The 26,077-nt window shown below is 30.6% G+C and carries 30 protein-coding genes and 2 tRNA genes; 27 read left to right on the top strand and 5 right to left on the bottom strand.

The genetic code is table 11. From position 1 onward, the window contains the following. Positions 1 to 176 precede the first annotated feature (176 nt). From CUEA01_RS00400 to CUEA01_RS00375, 6 genes are all read left to right on the top strand, one after another. Positions 177 to 587, top strand: coding sequence for a MerR family transcriptional regulator (locus CUEA01_RS00400; protein WP_234117145.1), 411 nt, complete (start codon positions 177 to 179; stop codon positions 585 to 587). A 62-nt stretch (positions 588 to 649) separates the two neighbouring features. Beyond that, a complete protein-coding gene (locus CUEA01_RS00395) occupies positions 650 to 1,039 on the top strand; it encodes a hypothetical protein (protein ID WP_234117144.1) in 390 nt (129 codons plus the stop codon). Between the two features lie 83 nt (positions 1,040 to 1,122). After that, positions 1,123 to 1,527 carry a VOC family protein gene (locus tag CUEA01_RS00390; protein WP_234117141.1) on the top strand — a complete coding sequence of 135 codons (405 nt, stop codon included), beginning with the start codon at positions 1,123 to 1,125 and terminating at the stop codon, positions 1,525 to 1,527. A 336-nt stretch (positions 1,528 to 1,863) separates the two neighbouring features. Then, entirely contained in the window at positions 1,864 to 2,115 is a 252-nt protein-coding gene (locus tag CUEA01_RS00385; protein ID WP_234117140.1) for a hypothetical protein, read from the top strand. Positions 2,116 to 2,222: 107 nt separating this feature from the next. Next, entirely contained in the window at positions 2,223 to 2,492 is a 270-nt protein-coding gene (locus CUEA01_RS00380; protein WP_329603980.1) for a pepsin/retropepsin-like aspartic protease family protein, read from the top strand. Between the two features lie 151 nt (positions 2,493 to 2,643). Next, positions 2,644 to 2,904: a hypothetical protein gene (locus CUEA01_RS00375; RefSeq protein WP_234117136.1), complete on the top strand. Its 261-nt coding sequence runs from the start codon at positions 2,644 to 2,646 to the stop codon at positions 2,902 to 2,904. 170 nt (positions 2,905 to 3,074) lie between these two features. On the opposite strand, the gene CUEA01_RS00370 is transcribed toward CUEA01_RS00375, so the two are convergent. Next, positions 3,075 to 4,019 carry an AraC family transcriptional regulator gene (locus CUEA01_RS00370; RefSeq protein WP_234117135.1) on the bottom strand — a complete coding sequence of 315 codons (945 nt, stop codon included), beginning with the start codon at positions 4,017 to 4,019 and terminating at the stop codon, positions 3,075 to 3,077. 231 nt (positions 4,020 to 4,250) lie between these two features. On the opposite strand from CUEA01_RS00370, the gene CUEA01_RS00365 reads away from it, so the two are divergent. The 17 genes from CUEA01_RS00365 to CUEA01_RS00285 all read left to right on the top strand — a co-directional run bounded on the left by CUEA01_RS00365 (position 4,251) and on the right by CUEA01_RS00285 (position 18,501). Beyond that, positions 4,251 to 4,823, top strand: a complete 573-nt coding sequence (locus CUEA01_RS00365; protein ID WP_234117134.1) for a flavin reductase family protein — start codon at positions 4,251 to 4,253, stop codon at positions 4,821 to 4,823. Between the two features lie 16 nt (positions 4,824 to 4,839). Next, complete coding sequence (locus tag CUEA01_RS00360) at positions 4,840 to 5,412, top strand: flavin reductase family protein (RefSeq protein WP_234117132.1); 573 nt, start codon at positions 4,840 to 4,842, stop codon at positions 5,410 to 5,412. A 98-nt stretch (positions 5,413 to 5,510) separates the two neighbouring features. Beyond that, positions 5,511 to 5,663, top strand: a complete 153-nt coding sequence (locus CUEA01_RS00355; protein WP_234117131.1) for a hypothetical protein — start codon at positions 5,511 to 5,513, stop codon at positions 5,661 to 5,663. A 64-nt stretch (positions 5,664 to 5,727) separates the two neighbouring features. After that, on the top strand, positions 5,728 to 6,543 hold the full coding sequence (locus tag CUEA01_RS00350; RefSeq protein ID WP_234117130.1) for a hypothetical protein: 816 nt from the start codon (positions 5,728 to 5,730) through the stop codon (positions 6,541 to 6,543). Between the two features lie 686 nt (positions 6,544 to 7,229). Next, positions 7,230 to 9,479, top strand: a complete 2,250-nt coding sequence (gene helD / locus CUEA01_RS00345; protein ID WP_234117128.1) for an RNA polymerase recycling motor HelD — start codon at positions 7,230 to 7,232, stop codon at positions 9,477 to 9,479. A 248-nt stretch (positions 9,480 to 9,727) separates the two neighbouring features. Continuing rightward, positions 9,728 to 10,084 (top strand): CPBP family glutamic-type intramembrane protease, encoded by a 357-nt coding sequence (locus CUEA01_RS24795; RefSeq protein WP_329603914.1) that lies wholly within the window; start codon positions 9,728 to 9,730, stop codon positions 10,082 to 10,084. A gap of 3 nt (positions 10,085 to 10,087) precedes the next feature. After that, the gene (locus tag CUEA01_RS00335) at positions 10,088 to 10,747 is read left to right on the top strand and encodes a phosphatase PAP2 family protein (protein ID WP_234117122.1); all 660 of its coding nucleotides are present in this window, start codon (positions 10,088 to 10,090) and stop codon (positions 10,745 to 10,747) included. Between the two features lie 252 nt (positions 10,748 to 10,999). Beyond that, the gene (locus CUEA01_RS00330; protein WP_234117119.1) at positions 11,000 to 11,749 is read left to right on the top strand and encodes an MBL fold metallo-hydrolase; all 750 of its coding nucleotides are present in this window, start codon (positions 11,000 to 11,002) and stop codon (positions 11,747 to 11,749) included. Positions 11,750 to 12,045: 296 nt separating this feature from the next. Further along, positions 12,046 to 12,645, top strand: coding sequence for a Crp/Fnr family transcriptional regulator (locus CUEA01_RS00325; protein ID WP_234117117.1), 600 nt, complete (start codon positions 12,046 to 12,048; stop codon positions 12,643 to 12,645). 138 nt (positions 12,646 to 12,783) lie between these two features. Next, entirely contained in the window at positions 12,784 to 13,584 is an 801-nt protein-coding gene (locus tag CUEA01_RS00320; protein ID WP_234117115.1) for an SDR family oxidoreductase, read from the top strand. A gap of 148 nt (positions 13,585 to 13,732) precedes the next feature. Next, on the top strand, positions 13,733 to 13,927 hold the full coding sequence (locus tag CUEA01_RS00315) for a DUF1858 domain-containing protein (protein WP_234117107.1): 195 nt from the start codon (positions 13,733 to 13,735) through the stop codon (positions 13,925 to 13,927). A gap of 13 nt (positions 13,928 to 13,940) precedes the next feature. Beyond that, positions 13,941 to 14,303 (top strand): (2Fe-2S)-binding protein, encoded by a 363-nt coding sequence (locus CUEA01_RS00310; protein WP_234117105.1) that lies wholly within the window; start codon positions 13,941 to 13,943, stop codon positions 14,301 to 14,303. A 14-nt stretch (positions 14,304 to 14,317) separates the two neighbouring features. Then, positions 14,318 to 14,749: a hypothetical protein gene (locus tag CUEA01_RS00305; protein ID WP_234117102.1), complete on the top strand. Its 432-nt coding sequence runs from the start codon at positions 14,318 to 14,320 to the stop codon at positions 14,747 to 14,749. 1,048 nt (positions 14,750 to 15,797) lie between these two features. Next, on the top strand, positions 15,798 to 16,571 hold the full coding sequence (locus CUEA01_RS00300; protein WP_234117100.1) for a class I SAM-dependent methyltransferase: 774 nt from the start codon (positions 15,798 to 15,800) through the stop codon (positions 16,569 to 16,571). Between the two features lie 555 nt (positions 16,572 to 17,126). After that, the gene (locus CUEA01_RS00295; RefSeq protein WP_234117098.1) at positions 17,127 to 17,558 is read left to right on the top strand and encodes a MarR family winged helix-turn-helix transcriptional regulator; all 432 of its coding nucleotides are present in this window, start codon (positions 17,127 to 17,129) and stop codon (positions 17,556 to 17,558) included. Further along, entirely contained in the window at positions 17,558 to 17,932 is a 375-nt protein-coding gene (locus CUEA01_RS00290; protein WP_234117094.1) for a hypothetical protein, read from the top strand. The genes CUEA01_RS00295 and CUEA01_RS00290 overlap by 1 nt, the downstream gene beginning before the upstream one ends. Positions 17,933 to 18,120: 188 nt before the next feature. Then, complete coding sequence (locus CUEA01_RS00285) at positions 18,121 to 18,501, top strand: hypothetical protein (RefSeq protein ID WP_234117092.1); 381 nt, start codon at positions 18,121 to 18,123, stop codon at positions 18,499 to 18,501. A 361-nt stretch (positions 18,502 to 18,862) separates the two neighbouring features. Here the strand turns inward: CUEA01_RS00285 and CUEA01_RS00280 are convergent, their stop codons facing one another. The 3 genes from CUEA01_RS00280 to CUEA01_RS00270 all read right to left on the bottom strand — a co-directional run bounded on the left by CUEA01_RS00280 (position 18,863) and on the right by CUEA01_RS00270 (position 21,644). Beyond that, positions 18,863 to 19,510, bottom strand: coding sequence for an HAD family hydrolase (locus CUEA01_RS00280; RefSeq protein ID WP_234117090.1), 648 nt, complete (start codon positions 19,508 to 19,510; stop codon positions 18,863 to 18,865). A 31-nt stretch (positions 19,511 to 19,541) separates the two neighbouring features. Continuing rightward, positions 19,542 to 20,066 carry a phosphatase PAP2 family protein gene (locus CUEA01_RS00275; protein ID WP_234117089.1) on the bottom strand — a complete coding sequence of 175 codons (525 nt, stop codon included), beginning with the start codon at positions 20,064 to 20,066 and terminating at the stop codon, positions 19,542 to 19,544. 225 nt (positions 20,067 to 20,291) lie between these two features. Beyond that, positions 20,292 to 21,644 (bottom strand): [Fe-Fe] hydrogenase large subunit C-terminal domain-containing protein, encoded by a 1,353-nt coding sequence (locus tag CUEA01_RS00270; RefSeq protein ID WP_234117087.1) that lies wholly within the window; start codon positions 21,642 to 21,644, stop codon positions 20,292 to 20,294. Between the two features lie 176 nt (positions 21,645 to 21,820). On the opposite strand from CUEA01_RS00270, the gene CUEA01_RS00265 reads away from it, so the two are divergent. The 3 genes from CUEA01_RS00265 to CUEA01_RS00255 all read left to right on the top strand — a co-directional run bounded on the left by CUEA01_RS00265 (position 21,821) and on the right by CUEA01_RS00255 (position 23,481). Further along, positions 21,821 to 23,002: an Ig-like domain-containing protein gene (locus CUEA01_RS00265; protein WP_234117085.1), complete on the top strand. Its 1,182-nt coding sequence runs from the start codon at positions 21,821 to 21,823 to the stop codon at positions 23,000 to 23,002. A gap of 258 nt (positions 23,003 to 23,260) precedes the next feature. Then, positions 23,261 to 23,336 (top strand) — tRNA-Pro (locus tag CUEA01_RS00260). Positions 23,337 to 23,406: 70 nt separating this feature from the next. Next, positions 23,407 to 23,481: transfer RNA gene (locus tag CUEA01_RS00255), tRNA-Pro, on the top strand. Between the two features lie 243 nt (positions 23,482 to 23,724). On the opposite strand, the gene CUEA01_RS00250 is transcribed toward CUEA01_RS00255, so the two are convergent. Then, positions 23,725 to 24,630: a response regulator transcription factor gene (locus tag CUEA01_RS00250; RefSeq protein ID WP_234117083.1), complete on the bottom strand. Its 906-nt coding sequence runs from the start codon at positions 24,628 to 24,630 to the stop codon at positions 23,725 to 23,727. Positions 24,631 to 24,873: 243 nt separating this feature from the next. Between CUEA01_RS00250 and CUEA01_RS00245 the strand changes: the two genes are divergently transcribed. After that, positions 24,874 to 25,539 carry a flavodoxin family protein gene (locus tag CUEA01_RS00245; protein ID WP_234117082.1) on the top strand — a complete coding sequence of 222 codons (666 nt, stop codon included), beginning with the start codon at positions 24,874 to 24,876 and terminating at the stop codon, positions 25,537 to 25,539. Positions 25,540 to 26,077: the final 538 nt, after the last annotated feature.

Here is a 26,077-nt window from a genome sequence, read left to right as displayed (position 1 = left end):
TTTAAGCAATAAAAATTTTGGTTTAGTGCAACAAAAAACAATTAAAAATCACAGGTGAAATTATAATATTGAAACCTGTGATTTTTAATTGTTTTAATTATAGTATTAAGCAAATATGTTATAAGTAATCTATAAAGAGCAAGTACTGTAATAGCAGTCAGTTATATGGAGGATAAATGGAGCAATATACAATTAGCCAAATTGCTAGATTAGTAGGTGTTAATAAGGAAACAATTCGGTATTATGAAAAACTTGGATTATTGCCTTTAGCTGAAAGGAAGAGCAATGGTTATAAGATATATACTAAAAGGCATGTTGAATTAATGGAAATAATTTTAATAGTAAAAGGTTCTGGTTTTACTTTAAATGAAATAAAGGATTTAATTTCTATTGAAGAAGAGTCTGCAAATTCTAAAAATGATTTATATAAAGAAATAATACTAAAAAAGATAGCATTTCTCGAAAAGAAAATACAGGATTTCAAAAGTTTAAAAAAGGGACTGGAGAAGGTTGTATTTGATATTGAAAATTATAACATAAGAAAATGCATTGAGATAAATAAAAAGAATAAAAATAGTATTGACTAGGTAGTATACTACAGGGATTATTATATTAACAGAACGCAATATAAAAAAGAGGTGATGTTAGTATGATAGAATATATTTGTTCATTTACATGTGCAATCATAACTTTGGGGATGGCTTTATTACAGTTATCAATTACATTTGGTGCTCCATTTGGCGAATATGTACTTGGGGGACAAAATAAAGTGTTACCTAAAAAAATGCGGTTAGTAAGTTGCATGTTCTTTTTGATATTTATTTTTGTTGGCATGGCTTATTTGCAATGGGGAAAGATAATATATATAGGATTTAACTCGGTATTTTTGAAAATAATCATAATAGTGAATACATTATTTCTTGCATATGCAATTATAGGTAATGGAATGATTACAAAAAGTAAAAAAGAAAAGTATGTAATGACTCCATTTTCGGTTATACAATTTATATGTAGTGTAGTTGCTTTTTTCATACATTAATATTGAAATATATTGCTGTTATTTCTATTTTTATAGCTATATATTGAGATTAATGACTGTTTGTTTATTTTAGGAGAAATATTATGAGTATAAAAATGATGCATCATGTTTGTATTCAAACTGAATGCTATAATGAATCACTTGAGTTTTATACAAAAATTCTAGGTTTTGAGTTGGTTTCGGAAACACCAAATTTTCATAGTCGTAATTTTAATACCTGGTTAAGGGTAGGGCAATTTATGATTGAATTGCAGACTGCTAAAAAGGGTGAAAAATTAAAAAGCTGGAGTTCATTAAATGAAGGAATAGTACATATGTGCTTTTTAGTAGATAATGTAGAGGAAGAATTTAAAAGAATAACGAAGCTTGGTTATAGCAATTTCAAGATTAAAAATGGAGAAATAATTTATAAGGTTGAAGACGGCTATTTATTTAAAATTAAAGCACCAGAAGGCACAGAAATTGAAATTAGGGATTTGTTAATATAGTTAAAAAATTAATAAGTATTATGAGTATATAAAGCAGAAAAAAAGAGAAAGGGTTAAAGAGGAAATAGTTACAAATAGAAGAGGTAGTTAAATTATATGAAGAATATAAAAATAATAAAGAAGAAGGCATCGCTTTACAAAATGTAATAAAGAAGCTAAATTTGGGTGCAAAATAGTTTAAACAATAGTGTTTAGGCTATTTTTGCTTTTTTTATAGTTATTTTCTTTAATGTGCCTAAGAAAAGTTATAAAATTTATTACTGTAAATAAAGGTGTACTTTGAATTTCTTTATGATAATATATATTATATAATTTGTCTTAAGGAAGTGATGTTCTATGAATTGGAAAGAAGTTAGAACTTTGTATCCAGAACAATGGGTTAAATTGCATATAGTTAAATCACATAAAGAAAATGACTATTTATACATTGACGAAATGGATGTTGTTCAAGTAATCTCAGATGACAAAGATGCTACTCATGAGCTTGCTAATTGTAAGGGTAATGATATTGTGTTTCATACAAGCCATGATAGTATAAGAACTAAAATAATAAATAATATGGGGCTATTTAGGAGGATTCCGAATTGAAGCTTGAATATAAAGACGGATTATTGTACACATCAATCAAACTTAAATATAATAATAAAATAGTTGAAATAAACAATATTGTTGTTGATACATGAGCTTCATTTTGTATTATTGAACCTTCAGCAATTGAGATACTTGGAATGACGATAAATAAAAATGATGAAATTGAAACTTTTTATGGTGTAAATGGTGCTTATAGTTATGTGAAAAGAATGGCTGAGAGTATTATCATAGATAAAGTAACCTTAAATAATGTAGAATTTTATTTAGGTACAATTGATGAAAATATTAATGGATTATTAGGACTTGATGTTTTAATTAAATCTAAGTCTATCATTAATCTCGATAAAATGGTAATTGAGTTTAAAGATAACTAAATTGAAATCAAAAGTATCGCTGCTGAATCGGTTTGAACCTAGGAACTTTTACAACTTATAATTATGTAGGCTTTTATATTTAATATTTAAATTATTTTTTTATAGGATATACTAAATATATATATTCAAAAGTTGAAAAGGAAGTGATTTTATGAGTCCACTTGCAAAGGAAATAATTGATAAATTGAACAATGAAAAAAATAGCGAGGTTTTGGCAGAGGTTTTAGACTTTTATGAGTATATAAAGCAGAAAAAAGAAAAAGAGTTAAAGAGGAAATGGTCTCAAATAGAAGAGGATGAACCATCGGAAGATGAAGTTAAATTATATGAAGAATATAGAAATAATAAAGAAGAAGGTATCGCTTTAGAAAATGTAATAAAGGAGCTAAATTTGGATGCAAAATATAGATAAACCAGTTCAGCTATTAAAATTCATGTGCACCATAATGCTCAGAAGGCGGCATTTTGGTACAAATAAATTTTAAGTTTCAAGGTGGTTTATCTTTAGTTATAATATAAAATTAACTAAAAAAGCAGAGAAAAATCTAAAACTTTATGCAAAAGGAATGTCTACAAGCGATATTAAAGCTGACGAGGAGAAGTACCATAATACTGTTTAAAGGCCTTATAGAAATTGCTGCTATTGCTGTATCCGAGCATATCAGCAATTTTTTCAATGGAAAGATCCGTATGATCTAATAATAGTTTGGCTCTTCGCATACGTGATTCAGCTAGCAGAGCAGAAAAGGTCTTCCCTGTTTTTTCTGGCAAAAGACGCGAAATATAGACGGGGTGATATCCAAAATAGGATGCAATGTCATTCAATGTTACAGAATCAGAGTGTGATTCGATATATTCCATAATCCGGTCAATTAATGTCGTGCCAGTAGGTAGATGCTGATGCTTGTACTCATAGGAAAGATACATTGCAAGGGACATGACCATAGGCTTTAAAATTTTCTGTGAGTCCTCTGTTTTATGAGCATATTCAAGAATCATGACATTCAGCAGCTGCCAGATTGGCGAAGAAGCTGGAATTTCCAGATGAACGAACTCTTCTGCATATTTGTTTTTCTGTGGTTCCAGAAAAAAATTAAGCATGGAACTATCTGCTGAGAGCGCACTCAGGTATTCCCGGAAAAAGGTTTCTTTACGAATCAGTACTCCGAGAATAATACATTCGTGATCAGAATCTCGTTTCACAGCATAGCCACTGTAGGGCTGACCGATATAGCAATCTCCTTCTTTTACCGTGATTCGATTGTTATAGTTGGCGCTTAATGCATCATAATCTCCGTGGTAAGCAAAATGAATGAAAAAAAAGTCCTGACGGTGGAAACTCTCCTCAATTTTTTTCCCTTTAAATGCACACACCATAACTTCCTCGAATTTCTCTCCTAACCAATGCGAAATCAGTTCGTTATTTCCTGAGGACGGATCCGGGCTAAAGTCCCAATTGAGGTGCGGAAAGTCCTGACTGAGTTTTTCTAATGCGTGATCGATTTCGGTATCGCAATTCCAAGACATAACAACGTTCCTTTCTTCAGATTTCTGAGCAAATTCTTTTAAGCATTGCAATATTTTTAGTAAGTCATAAATGCTTATATCTAACTATAGGTTAAAATATGCCATAATTCAAGTTAATATTTAGCGCTGATTTGGAAGGTGAAAATCTATATGATGGATTAGCAACCATATCGTTAAGAGCATAATGCATAGGATAACTGTGATTTATTACATAATTTAAGGAGGAGAAATATGTCTAGAAAAAATATTGGAGCAAAGCCATACATCACACCAATGCCGGTTTTGATGATTTCATCTTATGATGAGGCTGAAAAGCCGACCGCCATGTTAGCAGTATGGGGCGGAATAACGAATGAGACAGAAATTACTATTACCGTAGCATCCCAGAGAAATACGTTAAAGGGAATTCTTGCCAGAGGTTCCTTTGTTGTAAGTATGGGGGATGTGGAAAATCAAGTTGCCTGTGATTACCTTGGTATAACAACAGGAAATAAAGTGGAAGATAAGTTTGAGAAGTCCGGATTCCATACAACAAAATCCGAATTCGTAGATGCACCGATTATCGATGAGCTTCCTTTTGCCGTTGAGTGCAGAGTGAAGAGCTATGATGAGGGAACCTGGAGACTGGTAGGCGAAATCGTCAATGTAAGTCTGGATGAACGGATTCTTGGAGAAGATGGCAAGGTATCATTTGAAAAATTCCATCCGATCACTTTCGATTGGATGAATAAGTCATATCTGTCCGTTGGTAAGAAGGTTGGTGATGCTTACCACGACGGACTTCAGCTAAGAGAGAAGAACTAAGAGGAGGTTGTTTATTATGATGAAAAATTTAGGCCCAAACGCTTTTGGGTATGGTTATCCAGCGCCGGTTTTAATGGTTGGTACTTATAATGATGATGGAACAGTCAACGTGATGAATTTGCATGAGTGTACAAGGACGAATGTCGGTGATCTCGCATTATGTATTGGCTCACGTAGTAAGACGCATGAGAACATTGAAAAGAGAGGCTCGTTTACTGTTGCACTGGTTAATCAGAATTTGATAAAGGAAGTGGATTACTTTGGAACTGTAACCGGCCATAGAGTCCCTGATAAATTTGCAAAAACAGGCTTGAAGGCTGTAAAGAGTGCACGCATCAATGCCCCTATCATCGAAGGAAGTCCACTAGTCATCGAATGCGAACTCATAGAGTTTGTAAGAGCAAATTATTTCACTACTGTACTTGCCAGGATTGTCAATGTAGCGGCAGATGAGTCAGTGTTAGATAAAACTGGCATGATTGATACCAAGAAAACAGGAATGTTATTTTTTGATTCGTTTAGCAACAGCTATTTTTCATTAGGTGAGAAAGCTGGAAATGCATGGGGCGAAGGGAAAAAATATCTGTAAACTAATAAAAGGAAATGAAGATATATGGAAAGTTGAATTATTAGAAAACATACTTTATACTATCAATAACAACCTTTCTACAACTGAGGTTGCACAAAATGAGAATAGCTTTAGAAGAATCTAAAAATATATCAGAGAGAACCAAGTTTTACAATATGACTTCCCGTATTAAAGATAAACCACTGCGAAACTTAAAATTTATTTGTACCAAAATGCCGTATTCTGGGCATTATGGTGCACATGAATTTTAATAGTTGAGCTGGTATATCTATAATTGCTTAAAATAAATTATTAAAATATGTTGGGGGAGATATTATGTTATCTTATTTAGAAAACTATAGAAAAGCTAGATTAAAGAATTGGATAATCATTCCTCCTATACTCTTTAGTTTAATGTTTTTATTTTTTGTAATGGGTATGCTTTTTACGGCTCCAGCAGCAAATATATATAATTGTTATAATGTAGGTTTTGGAGCATTGTGTGGTTGCATGTCACTATTTATTGCAGTGAAATTTGTATATCACGCTGCAACCACTAGAAATCTTTATGAATTTTTAGAAGAGGGAGATACAAAAGAAACAAAATTATATTTTGTTTTAGTTTTGATATTTTTAATTATTGTGATTGTATGTTTTTTGAACGTACCTTTAGATCAAATTTTAGAGATGAAAGACTTTATGATTGAAATTGTAATGCTGATAGGTATTGTTTTGCTTTTTAGTATAATTAATTTCTTGTCACTAAAGGGAGAAATTATCAAGTTTAAAAATATAATTAATTCTTTATCTGAAACAGAAGCTGAAAAATTAAAAGAAGAAGTTATAACTTTAAAGGATTATTATGGTTCCAAGTTTACAAAAAGATTTTTAGTTAAATTTACACCTTTTACATGTACAGCTACTGATTATAATGATATTACAAAGGCTTCAGTTAAATTTGAGCAAGGTCGTTATGGTACTGGTGGATATTATATCAAAATATATGATAAAAATTCTAAATTGGTAGGTAGAGCTACTATTATGTATGATAATAATGCTAAAAATGAACTCAACGCCTTTTTAGCAAATTTAAAATTGAAATGCAGTAATATTTCATTTAAATTTAATCATAATCTTTTTTGGCCTAAATAGGTGAGGATTTACTTATTTAAATTTTGCTATTAATTTCATTGCATTATAATTTAGATTTTGGACAAAATAGCAGTGTCATACTATGATTAAATTTTTATTTTAGGAACGTAATAGTTTGAATGACTATTATGTATACTATAGGAATATAAGGAGGTAGCAGTGCTATGGGTGAAAAACATGAGTGCTCTTGTGCAAGTCAACAAGAAAAGGAAAAGAAGGAAAATAATAAAAAGAGTAAGCATACTAAAAAGACAAATAAAAAAGATTAATCAAGTAGTATATTCCTAAGGTAAGCTTAGTTATGGAAAGTGTAATGCAGGTTGGACAAGAAAAATCGTATAATATATAATGAATCCACAAACTAATATAGATAATAACATAGGAGCAGCAATAATATCAAAGAATATTATTGCTGCTTTTTACTTTTATTAATGAGGATAATATTAAAAGAAAAAAATGGAACAAAATAATCATGCGATAGCCAAGATATGCGGTAACAAAAAAGACACTTGCCCATCGACAAATGCCACTATATTGACATAACGAAATAAAAATGATACACTAAACAAGTATCACTTATAATAATACATTATACAAGTTTACAGTTAAATTATACACTATTATTATGACGATGTCAATAGTACTGCGAAAAAATATTTCATTATTTATCAAAATGGGGGGATATTATGAACAGAAGCGATGTTGAATGGAAGCTTGAAAATGGATGGCTGCAGGAGGTACTTAAAGAGGTTCAAAAACAGTATAATGAAAAACGTGATTTTAAAGAAAAGTTTAAAAAAGATGCTATTGAAACACAGAGAGAACTTTGGCAGGAGGTAGGGCCTGTTTCTGTGAGCAATGGACTTCAGGAAATTGTAGATTTTATGCAATATATCAATACAATGAAAATAGAGAAGAGAAACCATGAATTTACTAGAGGACTTGAGGAAAAGTATCAGAGAATGATGTTATCACCTTACTTTGGAAGAATTGATTTTTGGGAAAACGGTGATGAAAAAGTAGAGAAGTGCTATATTGGAATGTCAAACCTTATTAACGATGATTACGATATTCTCATATATGATTGGCGTTCACCAATTTCCAGCATGTTTTATGATTGCGAAATCGGTGAGACAAGCTATGAGTGTCCAGAAGGAATTGTAGATGGAAAGCTTATTCTTAAAAGACAGTATAAAATTAGCAATGGTACGCTTTGGTATATGTTCGACAGTAATCTTAAGATAGATGATGAAGTGCTTCAAGATATTTTGAGTAAAAGCACAGATAGTAAGATGAAGACAATAGTAACAACTATTCAAAAGGAGCAGAATAAAGTGATTCGTAATGAGCGGTACAAAAATTTGATTGTACAAGGTCCTGCTGGAAGTGGAAAGACCTCTATTGCTCTTCATAGAATTGCATATCTTTTATATAAACATAGAGATAAGATAAAGGCTCAAAATATAGTAATATTCTCTCCAAATAATATTTTTAATGATTATGTTTCTAATGTGCTTCCGCAGCTTGGAGAAGATAATATGCACCAGACAACATTTAAGGAATATATGGATGTTGCTTTAGGCAGTAAGTTTATAAAGGAAAACTATTGTGAAATGATGGAATATATTCTTGGCGCTAAGAAAAAAGCTCTTTATCAAATAAGGATGAGCAATATAAAATTTAAAGCTTCTGCGGAATTTGTAGATATACTAAAACAATATGTAGCTTATTTAGAAAAGTCGGATAGAAAATTTACTGATATAATTTTCAGGGGTAATTTAATAATTTCCTCAAAAGGCATAGAAGAATTATTTTTTAAAGACTATAAACAGCTTCCAATAAAAAGAAGACTTCAAAAAATTAGAGAAAGAATTTTATTTCTTTTAGAACCTTATGAAAAACAACTGAGAGAAGAAGTGAGAAGTGAACTTAAAGAGTCGGATGCTTATATAGATGAAGTAGAAATCATGAAACGAAGTACGATTATTGTAAAAGAGCAAATGAAAGATGTTTATTATGAAATTAATAGTATAACAGAATTGGATTTGCTAGACATCTATAAAAAATTTTTTGAGAAACTTGAATTTTTCTATACCAATAATAAATACAATGAGACAGAAATTGATCAAATTAAAAGCTATACTTTGGAAAATTTAAAAGTTCGAAGGCTTAATTATGAAGATCAGCCACCACTTTTATATTTAAAGATTGCTCTTGGAGATATTTCAAAAATATCAGAAATTAAATATGTTATTATTGATGAAGCACAGGATTATACACCTTTACAATATGAAATCTTTTATAAGCTTTTTCCTTCTGCTAGCTTTACTATACTGGGTGATTTGCAGCAATCTATTAATCCATTTATGAACGTAGGAGATTATGGTAATATATCCAATATATTTTCAAAAGATGATACCTGCATAATAAATTTAACCAAAAGCTATAGATCAACAATGGAGATTACTAAGTTTTCAAGAAAGCTACTTAATAAGGAAATTTATGATGAATGTGTGGAAAGAAGTGGTGAGGAACCTTTAATTCGTGGTTTTATAAATAATGAGGCTATAAAAGAAAGAATTCTTAAAGATATAAAAGAATATAATGAGAAAGGTTACAAATCAATTGGTATTATAACGAGAACCGTAAAAGAAGCAGAGGAGGTATACAATTTTTTACAGGGGAAGGTTGATGTAAAGGTAATTATGAGGGATGATGATGAATATGTAAATGGTACACTAGTAATTCCGTCATATCTTTCTAAAGGCTTGGAGTTTGATGCGGTGCTTGTATATAATGTAGGAGATGAAAATTATAGTTGTGAGGAAGAAAAACTGCTGCTTTACACGGTTTGCACAAGAGCACTTCATGTTTTATGCATATATTATTCTGGCAAGCTCACACAATTAATTAAGAAAATTTATTACTGTAAATAAAGGGGTACTTTTAATTTCTTCATGATTTTTAATATGCCTTAAGCAGTAGTAATATTAATGAGTATTATTGCTGTTTTTTTTATAAATTTTTACTTGGAATAAAATTGATATATAATATAAGTAAATGGATGTGAATGGAGGTGGGCTATGGAAAGTAATTCCAGAAGGGAAATCTTAGTATACTTAAGTATTGTATATGGAATAACATATCTAGCTTTTTGTATTTTTAAAATTATTGGCGTGGTTTTTTGCAAAGTCGACTAATATTAAAAAATACTTTTATTAGTTATTTATTCATTGGAATATGTTGGTCTGTATTTCATTTTCCACAAATATTTGACGGTCTAATGTATCCTGGTAATTTAATAAAAGGTCTTATTATACACACATGTATTTTAGTCTCATTTGGTATACTACTATGCTATATGAGAGAAAAATCAGCTTCACTTATCTGTACTTCAGTAACTCATGGATTATTTAATGTTCTAATTTATACCAAGGCAACAGATGTAATTTCAAGAGGTAATCAGATAATTGAAGGTGTTTTATGGGCAAGTTTATTATTTATAATGGTTGTAATATTAAGGTTTAGAAAGGACAATTAAATTATGTTACATGCGAAAAATTTTATTAAAAAATATAAGCATTTTTTATCTGCTTTCATATTTCTATTTTTAACACTATGGTTTTTTTATTTAAAGAAAACAATAATTCCAAAGCATATAATGGAAGCGCATTTAGATGCAAAAATACCTTTTGTAAGACAGTTTGTTTTAGCTTATTATTTTTGGTTTGCGTATATGGCTATTGGACTTTTGTATCTTGGATTTGTATCAAAAAAAGATTTTTATAAATTGGAGCTATTTCTTTCGTTAGGAATGGTTATATCCTTTATAGTTTTCATATTTTATCCAAATGCACAATTTCCAAGGCCAATGGTGAAAGGTGATGATATATTTTCTCATATGGTTAATTTTATTTATAATCATGATGGTACAAACAATGTATTTCCAAGCATTCATGTTTGTAATGCACTTGGAGTTCATATTTGTCTAATAAATTGTGAAAAATTAAAAGAAAAAAAATTGGTGAAGAAATTATCACTAATGGCATCCTTATTGATTTGCGCTTCAACTGTATTTATAAAACAACATTCTATAATAGATGTTATCGGGGGCATGATACTTGCAGGTATAATTTATTTAGTTATTTATAAGCTTCCAAAACTGCATCGAGAAAAACAAGGAGTAGCCTACGAAGAGCAATAAAAGGATCTATATAGGTACCTAAAACGGTAATAACATTTAAAAGTGCTATTGCTGTTTTGTTTTTTTACAGTATATTTTCTTTAATATGCCTAACTTAAAAAATTTTTTGGTTTGTTATTGACAAAAACAATTAAATTGTGTACAATTAGATTGTAGTCAATTGAAATGATAATAGAATAGCAAGTTAAGAAAATATTTTATAAATTTATTATAAAAAAATTATGGTTTAAATTTAAAGGAGGATTTTGAATTATGGAAATTAAAGCTGTTAAATTGTATGAGGGTGGATTTATGACACAGGATTTTGCTTTTGGAGGTAGTGGAGATAAAGCTATGTTAGATGAGACAAAACAATATCCATCTAGTCTTCAAAATTATCTTATCGATACAGGAAAAGAAGTTATTTTAGTAGATACAAGTGTTCCGTCAGAGTTACCAGAGATGCCGCCAAAGGAAGGACAAAAAATATATCAAGGACGTAAGCTTCAAGATTATTTGTCTGCATTAGATTCACTTGGATATAAAAAGGAACAAGTCACTAAAATATTATTAACTCATAAACATCCAGATCATTCTGGAGAATTAAGAAGTTTTCCTAATGCCAAGATTTATCTTTCAGAAAAAGAAGCAGATGATTTGAAATTAACTGGTGAAAATGTAGTAAGAGTTGCATTTAAGGATGGTTCATATCACAATTTTGATAAAAGTGAAAAGATTGCAGAAGGTATATATCTTGTTTCAGCACCAGGACATACTAATGGAAATTCAATTGTAATTGCAGAAAAAGACGGTATATTCTATATGATGCATGGGGATGTAACTTATACTGATGCTGCACTTTTAGAAAATAAATTATCTATTGTGTTTGAAGATAAAGAAGCTGCCAAGAAAACTCTTGAAAATGTAAGAGAATTTATAAAAAATAATCCAACTGTTTATCTTTCAACACATACACCAGAAGCACTTAAACACTTAGAAGAAAAAGCTATTATGAAATTATAGAATTAAAGATATACCATTGTGAAACTTAAAATTTATGTGTACCAAAATGCCGTCTTCTAGGCATTTTGGTGCATATGAATTTTAATAGTTGAGCTGGTATATCTATAAGTACCTGCATGACTTCGTTAAGATGTCTTATGCAGGTTTTTTATATGATATACTAAAGATAAACCACCTTGAAACTTAAAATTTATTTGTATCAAAATGCCGTCTTCTGGGCATTATGATGCACATGAATTTTAATAGTTGAAATGGTTTATCTATATATAAATATTCTAAAGACAATGAGGTTTTGTATGAATGATAATCTATATAACGATTTATGGCTAAAGCTTTTGAAAAATAATAGTGCCAATATTGATGAAAAAAGCATTTTTTTGCTTCGAGATATTTTTCAACCAAGGACATTAAAAAAGGAAATGCATTTTTTGGAGGCTGGTGAACGATCTACTGAAATGGGTTTTATTTCTAAGGGAGTTTTTCGTTCCTATTACATTGATAAGGCGGGAAATGATATAACAAAATATTTTTATATGGAAGGTGGAATATTATTTTCTTATGAGGCACATCTTTTTCAAAAAGAAGCTGAATATTATATACAAGCGTTGGAAGATAGCGAAATTCTTGTAGCCAAGATTTCAGACTTTGAGAAGGTAGTTGAAGGAAATTATAATCTGCTTTTATTTTATAAAAAAATGATTGATAAAACTCTTGTCATGAAAGAAGAGCATGCAAGCAGCTTTAAATTATTAAATAGTGTAGAACGATATAAAAAGTTTATTTCTAAATATCCAGCTTTAGAAAGGCGAATTAAACAATGCTATTTAGCATCTTACTTAGGAATAACTCCTGTATCACTTAGTAGAATAAGAAAAAAATTAAACATTAACAAATGATAATGAAGAGATCTTCCAAGTGTTTTATAATGTAGAAAAGTTTTTGAGGCTGTCACACAAAATTATTTTATAAATAAATTTTAAAAGTTACATATTAAATAATCTTAGTGTGACAGCCCCTAATTGGAGGTTATCTTTATGAACAATGAAATAGTTGTATTAATTACTGGATGTTCTACAGGGATTGGCAGAGAATTGTGTGAAGCATTATCAGATAGGGGCTGCACTGTTATTGCAACAGCAAGAAATGTTGAAACTTTAAGAGATTTGAAAGCTGCTTTAAAATTGCATATAGATGTTACTGAGAGGGAGTCTATTAATGCAGCAATAAAGGAAGTAATGTTGCAATTTCATAAAATTGATATTCTTATAAATAATGCAGGATATTCAATTCGAGGGGCTTTAGAAGAAATTAATGTGGATGATGCTAAAAATATGTTTGAGGTTAATGTGTTTGGCATAATGAATATGATCCAAGCAGTTATTCCACAAATGAGAGAGAAAAAGTCGGGTAAGATTATAAATATTGGCTCAATTTCAGGGAAATTTGCTCAGTCTATTAATGGGGCTTATTGTGCATCTAAATTTGCAGTTGAGGCATTAAGTGATACATTGCGCTTGGAATTAAACGATTATAATATTCAGTCAACGGTTATTGAACCAGGACCTATAAAAACTAATTTTTTTAAGACCTTGTCTGACAATTCAGATAGCCTTATGTCAAATGAAAAATCATTTTATTCACGTTTTTATAAATCCGATGTTAAATATAGAAAAAATCAAAAACAAGCGAGTCCTACGGAAACCGCAAAAGTTATAAGTAATATAGTTTTGAAAAGAAAGCTTAATTTACGGTATAAAGTTTCAGTTCCATTTTTATATAAATTAATAGCGCATTTTCCTGATTGGTTAAGGGAATATTTAATGAGAAGGCGATAAAATGATGAAGAATATTTTGACTATAATATAAATAACTTGACTTACTATAAGCAATATGCAATAATTAATATATCGGGTTACTAAAAGTAATTAAATATTGTAATAATACAACAAGAGTAAAAGTAAGTGCGAAAGCGAGGTTTTATAGATGAAGGTTGAAAAGGAAACATTAATAAAAGATGTTGTAGGAATAGGACCAGAAGCAGCTCAAATGCTTATGGATTTTGGTATGGGATGTATTGGTTGTCCTGCATCTCAAGCGGAAAGCATAGAAGAAGCATCTATGGTTCATGGTATTGATGTAGAAGAACTACTTAAAAGTTTAAATAGTATTAAAGCATAAAGGAGAGAATAAAATGGAAGATAGTAAAGTTGTATGTGGATGTCATAAAGTTACTGAGGATGATTTAAAAAATGAAGTTAAGAATGGAGCAAAATCTTTTGAAGAAGTACAGGCTGTTACAAAAGTTGGAACTGGATGTGGACATTGCTTAGAAAATAATAAAGAATTAGTAAATGAACTAATTATTAAAAGAAAACTTGATGGAAATGAGATAGTATGTGGCTGCTTTAAGGTTAAAGCTGAAGATGTAGTTAATGCAGTTAAAAATGGAGCTAAATCTTTTGAAGAAGTACAGGCTATTACTAAGGTTGGTACAGGCTGCGGTAGATGTGTAGAAGGAAATAAAGCATTGGTTGATTATTTATTGAAAAAATAGAGAGGAATAATGGCATGGACTATTTAAACAGCATAGAAAAGACCACTAGAGAAATATGTGAGGAATGTCCATATAAAGGAACAGAAAAGTGCAGTTGGAGAACGTGCAATATTGGCTTTGTTCAATATGTTGCTAAAAACATTAAAAACAATTCTACCAATGTTATAGAGGATGGAGAAAATTTAATACCTAAAAGTGATTTTAAATACTATGATGAGAAAGTTATTGCGCGAGGTATAGCTAACACATGCAGGCTATGTAAAGAATGTAATGAAAATCATAATGAAAATTGTGTTATAGCCTTGATAAGACGCTCCTTGGAATGGACTCAATTGAGATATAAGATTGAGTATCCTGGCAATGTACTTACATATCTAATGAATGTATCTAATGAAAAACCACAATTTGCAAAATTAATAAAAGAAGAATATACGAGAATAGAATAAATTATTATTTAAGCTATTATGATGCAAAGATAGTTATTTTATATTAGAAAATTTAAAGAATAGGCTATGTTTTAAAAGAAAGTTGATATGAGCTTATGACAGTAGGCATCTTAAAGAAAATAACAAGTTCAACTTTCGGCTAGTTTTGTGTAATACTTCGTCACTGTAGCACGTTAAGACAACCAGTATTAGCGTGTTACAATTCCTTGTATTACACAAAACTATCTCTCAATTTGGACTTATTATTTTTTTAAAATGCCTTAATGGGCTCTAAGAATTGCTCGTTTATAATTTGCTACTCATTTAGATGTATCGTCCTGATGCCTAAATGGCTTTGACCGTCCTAGTCAAAATTACGCAAATTATAAACGAGCAATCCTAAGAGCCCATAAAAGTGAGCATATCACATCAACATTCTTTTAAAAATAGCTAAACTTACTAAAGGAAGCTATGTTTTAAATAAGTGTGAAAATCAACACTTATTTAAAACATAGCCAAAGAGTGAAACAGCATTAGTATAGATATACAACTTGGAACATTGAAATTGCAAGTACCAAGTTTATCCTGACAAATTACAATTTAACATAGAGTACGGAGTACAGAGTACAACGAAGGATGATTTTTCTCCGTTAACACTGAGAAAAATCTAAAAACTTATTTTTTTATTGCTGCGCAATCGCGCCATACATGGTGCTCAGCGAAGCTGACAACATTAAGTTTAAGATTTACCTAAGCAAAGCGAAAGGTAAATCATCCTTCTTTGTACTCTGTACTTTGTACTTTGTACTCTGATTCAAATTGTAATTTAACAGGATGAATTTCGTATAAACAATTTTAACTTTTTAAATTGTTTATCCATAACGAGTATTATTGCTGTTTTTTTGTTATTGTTTTTATTATTGTAATATAATGGTCTTAATGCAATACAATAATTCATATTATTAAATTAGAAGTAAGTTATGTGAATTTAAAAATAGCCTAAATAAAAGGAATGAATACTACTGGAGAAATGGCAATGTTCTAACTAATAGTTTTAGGGGGTATACACATGGATAAGCGTTTAATGTTTAATGAAGATGTAATAAACTATGATAAGTGGCGTCCAATCTATTGTGAGGAACTGTTTAACGATATAATTGAATATTCTGGGCTTGATCAAAATAAAAAGGCAATTGAAGTTGGAATAGGAACTGGTCAAGCGACTACACCGTTTCTTAAAACAGGTTGTAAATTGACAGCAGTTGAACTAGGTGGAAATTTTACCGAATATGTCAAAGAGAAATTTAAACAGTATAAAAATTTTAATGTATGCAATACTTCATTTGAAGATTTTCAGTTTGAGGATAATAGCGTAGATATAATTTATTCAGCGACAGCATTTCATTGGATACAAGAAGATATAGGTTATAAGAAAGCATTTAAATTATTGAAGGATGGAGGAACTTTAGCTGTATTTTGGAACAAACCATTTGTAAAAAGAGAAGATGATCCATTGCACCAGAAAATTCAAGGAATATATCAAAAATATAGACCATCAACTGCTAAATTTATAGAAAATAATACGTTAAGATATAAGAAAATATCAGAAACTATAAAATCCTTTGGGTTTAAGGAAGTTGAAGTAAAATTATATCATGGAATGCGCAAATTTAACGGTTGTGATTATATTGGTTTGTTGAATACGTATTCAGATCATATAGCTATGCCAGAGTTTACAAAGCAATTATTTGAGAGCGAAATTGAAAGTGCTATTAAAGAGTATGGTAATGTTTTAAAAGTGTATGACACGATAGATTTATATTTGGCAAGGAAAAAAAGTTAAATTTAATTTAGAATATGATGGATGGGACTGGAACAGTAAAATTATTTTATACACAAATTTTAAATATTGCGAACCTTTATTCAGAGTACAACTGACAGAGTACAGAGTACAGTGGAGGATGCTTTTCTTCCGCCTTGCTACAGAAAATCTTATAACTTATTTTTTGATTGCTTACGCAATTTTAATATTTCTTGTTTTCATCTTAAAATTCCGTAGGCACGGAGGAATTTTTTCCTTAAACCACTGTAATTGCGAAGTAAGAGCGTTTTGGAACGATTTAAATGGCATCTTATAAATCTTAGAGGAATATTTTCAAAAGACTTAGAACTTTCAATTGTCTGAACGTTAGTGAGTTATTGAAAGTTCTTAGGCTTTTAAAAATATTCCTCTTAGATTTATTGAGGCAATTTAATGTTCCAGAATGCTCTTACTTCGCAATAGTTTTAAGTTATGTACTAAATAATCCTAGTACAGCAGCTCTTTAGCTATTGACAAAATATAGAAGAGTGTGTACGATAGTAAGTGTACTTACTATATTGAGAGGTGAAAGAAAATATGAAGTTAAATGAGTCTTTTGGATACATTATTAATAGAACAGCTAGAAATATGAAAAAGAGCCTGGATGCGGAGATTAAAAGATTTGATATAACTACATCACAATGGTCAATATTAAAATTATTATCAGAACAAGATGAGTTAACACAAGTTGAGATAGCAGAAAAGTTATCTTCAGATAAGGCGACAACGGGTTCTGTAATTGACAAGCTTGCCAATAAGAAATTAGTTTATAGAGAGCAGTGCGAAAGTGATAAAAGGGCATATAGAATATGTATGTCACCTTATGGAATAGAACTTGTAGATAGGCTTAGTTATGAAGCTGTTAAGTGCAATAAAAAAGCTTTAGAAGGATTTAATGAAAATGAAGTGCAGCAATTAGTAGAGTATTTACATAGAATTGATAATAATTTGAATAAGGAGGCAAAATAATGTCTTGGAAGTTGGAAGTATATAGAGCCTTTTTTCTTGCCTTTGGTGTGTTTCAAGTGATTGCGAATTTAAATTATTTATTACTAAAAGATGGAATAAAACTTGCAAGAAAACAGCATCAAGAGATTCCGAGTACAGTTACTGACAAACAAATGAAAATCAAGGTTACATTAATGTTTAGCTTTGGAATAGTGTTTTTGTCCAATGGAGTAGTCTCTTTTGCCACACATAGTCTTAATCAAACTTATTATGTAATAACTTTAATTTTGTTTGCGGTATATGCATCAGTGGAAGCATTGTATTATAAGTACTGGAGAACTTTTGGATTTTCAATTATAAGTATTTTATTACTTATAGGATTTATAATGTTATAGTTTGCAGCTTGTAAAATATTGGACTATCTAAAGAAGTAGAAGATTATATTTTAAGCTTAAATTAAGAAACTTTAATACTCCTTATTTTAAAATCATAATATTATAATAAGGAAAGTGATTATTAAGGAGTAAAAATATTGGTAGCTATTCTTTTTTTGATATTAGTGGGTATATCAGCATATTTTGTTATGAGTTATAATAAAAAAGTAGAAGATCAAAAGAGAAAAATTATGCTTTTATCAAGGCAAAATAAGAATCTTAAAAATGATTTTGAAAGTAAAATTTTAGAATCAAAACAGCAAGAAAATGTTATTATAAAATTTTCAGCAATTGAATGTACAAAAGGCGTTGTAAATAAGGAAACGGATTTATTAATTGCACCAATTGACAAATCACCTATGCTTGGAAAAGTTTGCAATGGGTTAAGTGTTGAAATACTAGACTCAGGAAGCATAGGGGGAAGTATTTGGTATGAAATTAGATTTGCTTTAAGTGAAAATATAAACAACAAAGGATGGGTACATGCGGAAGATGTGATATTGGCAGAAGATATTATTCCACCAAAATAGTTAACTTTATTGATAATTAAGAGATTTATAGCAAATAATTTTAATCGTAATATAAAATTATTTGCTAATTAAAGCATCAATTACATCAATTCTAAAAATATTTTTTGCAATACACCAAAATTCCGTAGGTACGGAGGAATTTTTACATTAAACTACGTGTAATGCGAAGTAAGTGTATTGCAGGATGATTTAAATAAAATTGTATAAATCTTAGATGAAAAACTTTAAAGGACTTAGATGTTTCAATTGTCTGAGCATTTTTTCAGCGAGTTATTGAAACGTCTTAGGCTTTTAAAGTTTTTCATCTTAGATTTACCAATTTTATTTAACATCCTGTGATATACTTACTTCGTAGAATTGCTTATGCTATTATTTCTTCAAAATTAACTATAAATTTATCTGCTTCATTTTTTATATCTTGCATTTGTGCTAGAGCGTAATCATCATGAACGCCGACTACTTTTGCACCTGCTTTTTTAGCAGAAATTATAGCTGGTAATATATCTTCAAATACAATGCATTCAGATGGAGAAACCCCTAATTTTTTTGCTGCAAGTATATAAATATCGGGAAAATCTTTACCCTTGTTAACTTCATCTGTTGTAGTTATTGAGTCAAAAAAATCATAAATTTCAAGTTTTTTTAAAACAGCTTCAATGAGCATCAAACAGTTGCTTGTAGCAAGTCCTATTTTTGTGCCATTTGCTTTAAGATGTTTTAAGTATTCTTTTACACCATTTTTTAATGTAACATCATTAACATAGTGAGAATATGCCATGTCATTCCACTCTTTTGTGATTTCGTCTATTGAATCTGGAAGATGAAAGCGATTCTTAAAGTATTCTGCAACTTGATAAAAATTCATATGCTCTATATCAGAACGCAAATTATTTGGTATTTCAAGATTCCTTTTTTTTAGAAATTCAACATCTATTTTTTCCCATACCCACATTGAATCTATAAGTGTTCCATCCATATCAAAAATTGCGGCTTTTATTTTCTTTGACAAATTTATCACCTCAATTAATTATAACATTTAATTATATGAAAATGTATATAATTATTGAACACAAGCTTCCGAGAATAGTGCCAAAGATGGTGTCTGTTGGGTAGTGTACGCCTAAGTATATTCTAGAGATTCCTACGAGAGTACTTAGAGTTATGAAAATCCATGATAAGCTTGGAAAGAATAGGCTTAGCATTACAGACATAGTAAATGCTGAAGTTGTATGACCAGAAGGAAATGAATATTTATCTACTCCAATTTTTTTTGCATTTAGGTTATCAAACTTTACATATGGGCGTAATCTATTTACATTTATTTTTATTATATTAGATAGCAGTGTGCTTAATATCATTGAAAAAGTTACTTCTATACCAAAGTTACTTTTAGAAGAAAGAGTTAAAATAAGTGAAATAATACAAAACGAAATCCCAAAGGTTGTAGAGCCAATATAAGTTATGAGGGTCATGAATTTGTCTAGAAAGCTGCATTTTGCTTTGCAGTGTATAATTCGTAAAATTGTCACATCATTTTTTTGGATGTGAGATAAAATTTTATTCATAGTATTTAAGCCCCCTTTTTAAATATAATACTAAGTGTATATAAGAGTAGAGAGTAAAAGGTATAATTAGGTAACAGATGTTATAGGTTTCACAATCGCTTGCGTAAGGAAGAAATATACGTTTGTATTCCCCTTTTACTCTTTACAACTTATCTACGTTCATAATATATTATATTTGATATATGTTAAGGTTGTTTTAACTAATGTGAAATTTAAGATAAATATCTAAAATTCTCTTTCTAATATCTTTACTTTTTCTTCATCTTTAAAATCATCAGTAGAAGTTATGCCAAGTCTCTTTAAAATATCTTTCATGCAATCATTGTCAAGTGAAATTTTTATTTCAGAGTTTTCGGCAACTTCATTTACAGCAGTGGTTCCGTCCTCTTTTGAAACAAGAGCCTTTGGACCACCAACACAGCCACCAATGCACCCCATTCCTTCAAGAAAATTCGATTCAAGTATTCCATTTTGAGTATCACCTAATAATTGTTTACATTCTTTTATTCCATGAACTTTTATAGGCTTAAAGAGTTTACCCTTACTTGGAAAAAGTTTTGTAACAGCTTCGCCTACAGCAGTTGATACGCCACCAGTACGAGCGTATAGTCTGCCTTCTCTTGATGCATAGCTAGTTGATTTGTCAGGTGACAGTTCCGATGGATTTATATTTAAAGCTTCAAATATTTGCTTTGTTTCCTCAAAGGTCAGGACAAAGTCGATAGCTCCAATAAGATCTTTTTCTCTTATTTCTGCTTTTTTGGCAATGCAAGGTCCAATAAAAACAACCTTACAATCAGGATTTAATTTTTTTATAACTCTTCCAGCAGCAATCATTGGAGAAACTGATGGTGAAACATGTTTTACTAAGTCACCATATACTTTTTTTAGCATACCTACCCAAATTGGGCAGCAGCAGGAGGTTATAAGAAAGTCATCCTTTGAACTAACATGTTCATCAAATTCTACTGCTTCTTTTAAAGTAAGCATATCAGCAAAAAAAGCAACTTCAATCATATCGGAAAAGCCAACTTGCTTAAAGGCTGTTCTCAATTTATCAAGTGTTACATTTTCGCCAAATTGACCTGAAATCGCTGGAGCAACAGCAGCTATTACAGTTTCGTTGTTTTTTAACAATTCCATTATTGGCAAAAATTCTGTTTTATCCATTAATGAATTACTAGGGCAAGCATCAATACATTTTCCACAATCTGTACAGAGTTCAGAAGCTATGTATGTTTTTTGCTTTTCCTTGTCTAATAGTATTGCATCAAAAGGACAAGACTTTTGGCAGGAGGTTTTGCCAGTACTATCAGTACAGTTCATGGAACAATCATTTATTTTTTCGACAATTTTCGAACTATGATTATAATTCTTAATTGTTGTTTTTAAAGAGTTTATAAAGTCATCTGTGTTAGTAAATTCAACTTTTGTTCCACATAGGGAAGATATTACTTTAGCTAGTTCCTCTTTGTTTACAGAATCGTCTGAAAGTACGTGATAAACAAAAGAATCGAAAGTGTTTGAATAATAAGAATCAACTAAGGACTTAAATAACTCATTGTATTTTTCAATCAAAATAATCACTCCTTTAGCCTTTAGTATATCCAATTTTAAATGTATCTATTTTGTAAAATATAATTAAATTTTGAATTAAAAGTGGACAAAGAAATCATATTGTTATAAAATTTATTATTGTAGGTAAATAAATAATTTACTGACACGCTATGGGAAAATATAGGGGGGAACTAGTAGTGAAAAATATCGTAAAAAAGGTACTTGTATGTGTTGTTACAGCGTTTTCAATTCAACTATTAGTAGGAGGAAAATTTGTTTTTGCAGAGACAACTAATGGACAAGCTAACTCAGAAAACTTAGTGCAGCAAACAACAAATTCTTCGAGTGCAAACGGAACTAACCAATTTTCAGAAAAAACTGATGTATATTTGGGTAAAATTTGGACGATAAGTTTAAGCAAGCCAGTGGATGCTTCTTCTGTTAGTACTGATACAATTAAAGTTGTTCAGAAGGGAACAAATGTTGCTGTTGGAGTTAACTTGCATGTACAAAGTGGAGATCCAAGTAAAATAACAATAATTCCTAATGATAATTATAAACCTTCTACAGAATATTCGGTTATTATTTCAAAAAACTTAAAGTCACAGGATGGTTCTAATTTAAAAGATGATGTTACAATGGATTTTAGAACTCAAGATTTACCGACATCTGCTGATGATACAAATACGACAGCCATGCAATTTGATAATTATACACTTCCAGATCAAGTAACAGCTAAATTCCCTAATGGAACAACTAAGCAATGGAATGTTCAATGGAATAATGCTACTGTTGATACTAGTATTGTTGGAACCTATACTTTTACTGGTCAATTGGAAGGAACAAATGTAAATGTAAATTTAAATTTAAATGTTACACCTTATCAAATAACTTCTGCAAGTAATGGGACAAGAAATCAATCTGCTATACAAATAAGTCATCTTAATTATTTAATGGCAAGTAAGGCAAATAGAGATTCGGTTGAAGATGCAGCTGCAAAGCTTAATTACAATAGTGAAAGCAATACTTGTGTTTATTTTGCAAGTGAATCATATAGAAGAGTTGGACTTAATATACCTACTTCAGTTTGTAATACTCATGGACTTATTAATCAACTTACAAGTTTTGGATGGCAAAAAGATTCTAATAAGGACGATTTAATTCCTGGAGATCAATGTTTTACAAAAAATGATGGTACAGGCTATCCTACGCATACATACACCTTTGTAAAATGGGTTGATGATAATGATCATACATGGGCTTATATTGTTGATAATCAAAGAAGTTCATTTGGGGATGGATTACACAAAAGAGATATATTGCTTGTTGATACAGATCAATTTGATAAATTTCAATTTTTTATGTACAAACCAAACTAGATCAGAGTACAGTTAAGGTTCATTTACCTTTCCTTACGTCAGGTAAATCTTAAACTTAAATGTTGTCAGCTTTGCTGAACAACATTGATAATATAGCGATTGCGTAAGCAATCAAAATAAGTTTTAAGATTTTCTGTAGCAAGGCGGAAGAAAATCATCATTCACTGTACTCTGTACCCTGTCAGTTGTACTCTGAATAAATATTTTGGTTTAACTATTGATTTTTTATCCAAGTTCATATATAATAGTACATGTTTGCGGGGTGTGGCGCAGATGGGAGCGCGCGTGGTTTGGGACCATGAGGTCGCAGGTTCAATCCCTGTCACCCCGACCAAAAAAAACCTCTTATTATTTAAGAGGTTTTTTTTATATCATAATTAGAAGTTATCCATTTCGTTTAGTTTCGGGGTGTAGCGCAGTGGTAGCGCGCATGCTTCGGGAGCATGATGTCGCAAGTTCAACTCTTGTCACCCCGACCATGGCGAGTATTCTTATAGCATTTGAAAGTGATATAAGAATACTCGTTTTTTATATGCTTATATTTTAATTTGTGGAGAGGAGTAGTTTACAACTGCTTCTTTTTTTACTAAAATGATGATTTTGCAGGTGAATACCTTTATAGATAAAGCAGTTCAACTACCAAAATCAATTTGCATCATAATTCCCAGAAGACGGCATTTTGATACAAATTAATTTTGAAGTTTCAAGTGGTTTATCTTTAGCTACTGTTCTTTTGAGTGAATCAGATTGGAAAGTTGAATTTTGTTTGTTACTTTAAGCTTTTTATATATGCTCTGTACATGGTTATCCACAGTTTTAGGTGAAATAAAAAGGCTCTCCGCAATTTGTTTATAGGTAAGACCAGTCAATGTTAATTCGATGATTTCACTCTCCTTATTTGTGATGCAATACTTTTTAATAAAATATTCGGTTAGTTTATTCTCGGCAATGTAGGCTGGAGTATTGAAGTAAGTGTATGACCATATCAAAGTACCTATGTTTATTATAAAAAAGTAAGTTGGTAAAGAGAGCAGCTTAAACACTTGAGAGTTCTTAAATATATCAACTTCAGAGCAGATATATTCTAAGGCAAGAAATGGTAAAAAAGAAAGTGTTATTATAGAAAATATCCTGCTGGCATGTTTTAGTTCCTTGTCCGTTATCTCATGGTAGTTTGTAATTACCATCAGGGCTTCATATGTAATAACGGTAATCAAGGAAGCCTGTCCGATATACTTCAATATGGAAAGTCCGGTGTTCATATAACATATGGTAATTGCAATCAATTGAAAAGCGGTGATTATCAAAATTAGAATTTGTTTTATTTTTGAAACGCGTTTTCCAAGCAATGCATGGATGAAAAGTAAACCGAAGAAGGTGCTGAATGAGGTGCCAAGTACATCCATGCTGTCAGAAATGATTGACAAAAAAGCCACAGTGCTATTTGTGCGGGCAATATACAAATTTAAGGCAATCATAGACTGAATAATGAATAGGGAAACATCCAGCCCGATAAAATATTTGAGTGCTTTTTTCGTATGTCCTATATTGATAAATACTGCAAGGGTGATGGATGCTACCCCAGCGAACAGCGAGATAATGTAAAAAAGCAGTTGAAAGTCCTCCAATGTATTTCTCCCTTCTATTTATTTCATGATATTAATTATAATATTTTATCAAAGCGGTTTCAAGCAAGGGATAGAGGCAAAACGCTATGTTTCCTTGTCTAGGGGGAAATTCCCTAGGTCTCAATTATAAAAAAACAGGTGATTTTCCTTATTGTTAATCATGTTTTCAAATGTTGTAATAATAGAGACAAAGCGCTTAAGCTTGAAGAGTTGAGAAAGAATAAATGGAGGATAAAGAATAAAATGAAACTTATACATGTTATTATCATTATATTTTGTGTTATTGCGGCAGGTGTTGTTGCCATCGTTCTGGCAATTAAATTCGCACCTAAACATCTGCATCGAAAAATCATCAGGGGCATAGGTATGGGGTTGGTGGGAGTTATTCTACTTTCAATTATTGGTACAGTTGCCGTCATAAGATATGTTCCCACTCACTTAAATGTGCAGTATAAAAGCGCACCACGGTATTACACAACAGCCAAACCTATTGGAAAAGCCCTTGTCATTTATCAGCCTGCATGGACCAATATTACACAAAATGCTGCAGATGCATTGGCTGAAAGTCTTAAAGATAAAGGTTATGATGTAACGGTAAATTATCCAGGAAGCTTCCTGCCTCATGACGTTTCAAACTATGATGTTTTTGTCTTCGGAACACCCATATATAACAGCAAGGGATCTTTGCTTGTGGTGAACTACCTGAAGAGTCTGAAAGGGTTTGCTGGCAAAAAAGTAATCCTTTTTACCACGGGATCTACTACTCCAATGGAAAAAGATCGAGTTTACGATGGCATTGAAAATTATATTAATCATGCATCCAGCGTGCAGCGTATCAAATTTTCAAACAAGACGAATAATAGACAGCTTGCAAATGCTACGGTGGACAAACTATGCAAAAACAAATGATATGGTTGCTACTAATATGATTTTTCTCCGCAAAGCTGATATTATATAAGTTATAAGAGGTTGTAGCATAAAATTATTTTATACACACATTTTAAACATTGGGAACCATTATTCAGAGTACAACTGACAGAGTACAGAGTACAGTGAAGGATGATTTTCTTTCGCCTTGCTACAGAAAATCTTATAACTTATTTTTTGATTGCTTACGCAATTTTAGTATTTCTTGTTTTTATCTTAAAATTCCGTAGGCACGGAGGAATTTTTTCCTTAAAACACTGTAATTGTGAAGTAAGAGCGTTTTGGAACGATTTAAATGGCATCTTATAAATCTTAGAGAAATATTTTCAAAAGCCTTAGAACTTTCAATTGTCTGAACGATAGTGAGTTATTGAAAGTTCTTAGGCTTTTAAAAATATTCCTCTTAGATTTATTGATGCCATTTAATGTTCCAGAATGCTCTTACTTCGCAATAATTTTAAATTATTGTTTAAAAACACTTATCAAAGGGTAAACTACGTACAAAGTATTAAAGTTTAAT

This window comes from Clostridium hydrogenum, from assembly GCF_021432385.1.
Classification (GTDB): Bacteria; Bacillota; Clostridia; order Clostridiales; family Clostridiaceae; genus Clostridium_S; species Clostridium_S hydrogenum.
This window is presented reverse-complemented; position numbering and strand designations above follow the sequence as displayed.

Excerpts from the sequence above, each read along its gene's own strand:
- CUEA01_RS00400 (WP_234117145.1), top strand. The coding sequence starts at position 177 with ATGGAGCAATATACAATTAGCCAAATTGCTAGATTAGTAGGTGTTAAT.
- CUEA01_RS00395 (WP_234117144.1), top strand. The coding sequence starts at position 650 with ATGATAGAATATATTTGTTCATTTACATGTGCAATCATAACTTTGGGG.
- CUEA01_RS00390 (WP_234117141.1), top strand. The coding sequence starts at position 1,123 with ATGAGTATAAAAATGATGCATCATGTTTGTATTCAAACTGAATGCTAT.
- CUEA01_RS00385 (WP_234117140.1), top strand. The coding sequence starts at position 1,864 with ATGAATTGGAAAGAAGTTAGAACTTTGTATCCAGAACAATGGGTTAAA.
- CUEA01_RS00375 (WP_234117136.1), top strand. The coding sequence starts at position 2,644 with ATGAGTCCACTTGCAAAGGAAATAATTGATAAATTGAACAATGAAAAA.
- CUEA01_RS00370 (WP_234117135.1), bottom strand. The coding sequence starts at position 4,019 with ATGTCTTGGAATTGCGATACCGAAATCGATCACGCATTAGAAAAACTC.
- CUEA01_RS00365 (WP_234117134.1), top strand. The coding sequence starts at position 4,251 with ATGTCTAGAAAAAATATTGGAGCAAAGCCATACATCACACCAATGCCG.
- CUEA01_RS00360 (WP_234117132.1), top strand. The coding sequence starts at position 4,840 with ATGATGAAAAATTTAGGCCCAAACGCTTTTGGGTATGGTTATCCAGCG.
- CUEA01_RS00355 (WP_234117131.1), top strand. The coding sequence starts at position 5,511 with ATGAGAATAGCTTTAGAAGAATCTAAAAATATATCAGAGAGAACCAAG.
- CUEA01_RS00350 (WP_234117130.1), top strand. The coding sequence starts at position 5,728 with ATGTTATCTTATTTAGAAAACTATAGAAAAGCTAGATTAAAGAATTGG.
- helD (WP_234117128.1), top strand. The coding sequence starts at position 7,230 with ATGAACAGAAGCGATGTTGAATGGAAGCTTGAAAATGGATGGCTGCAG.
- CUEA01_RS00335 (WP_234117122.1), top strand. The coding sequence starts at position 10,088 with ATGTTACATGCGAAAAATTTTATTAAAAAATATAAGCATTTTTTATCT.
- CUEA01_RS00330 (WP_234117119.1), top strand. The coding sequence starts at position 11,000 with ATGGAAATTAAAGCTGTTAAATTGTATGAGGGTGGATTTATGACACAG.
- CUEA01_RS00325 (WP_234117117.1), top strand. The coding sequence starts at position 12,046 with ATGAATGATAATCTATATAACGATTTATGGCTAAAGCTTTTGAAAAAT.
- CUEA01_RS00320 (WP_234117115.1), top strand. The coding sequence starts at position 12,784 with ATGAACAATGAAATAGTTGTATTAATTACTGGATGTTCTACAGGGATT.
- CUEA01_RS00315 (WP_234117107.1), top strand. The coding sequence starts at position 13,733 with ATGAAGGTTGAAAAGGAAACATTAATAAAAGATGTTGTAGGAATAGGA.
- CUEA01_RS00310 (WP_234117105.1), top strand. The coding sequence starts at position 13,941 with ATGGAAGATAGTAAAGTTGTATGTGGATGTCATAAAGTTACTGAGGAT.
- CUEA01_RS00305 (WP_234117102.1), top strand. The coding sequence starts at position 14,318 with ATGGACTATTTAAACAGCATAGAAAAGACCACTAGAGAAATATGTGAG.
- CUEA01_RS00300 (WP_234117100.1), top strand. The coding sequence starts at position 15,798 with ATGGATAAGCGTTTAATGTTTAATGAAGATGTAATAAACTATGATAAG.
- CUEA01_RS00295 (WP_234117098.1), top strand. The coding sequence starts at position 17,127 with ATGAAGTTAAATGAGTCTTTTGGATACATTATTAATAGAACAGCTAGA.
- CUEA01_RS00290 (WP_234117094.1), top strand. The coding sequence starts at position 17,558 with ATGTCTTGGAAGTTGGAAGTATATAGAGCCTTTTTTCTTGCCTTTGGT.
- CUEA01_RS00285 (WP_234117092.1), top strand. The coding sequence starts at position 18,121 with ATGAGTTATAATAAAAAAGTAGAAGATCAAAAGAGAAAAATTATGCTT.
- CUEA01_RS00275 (WP_234117089.1), bottom strand. The coding sequence starts at position 20,066 with ATGAATAAAATTTTATCTCACATCCAAAAAAATGATGTGACAATTTTA.
- CUEA01_RS00245 (WP_234117082.1), top strand. The coding sequence starts at position 24,874 with ATGAAACTTATACATGTTATTATCATTATATTTTGTGTTATTGCGGCA.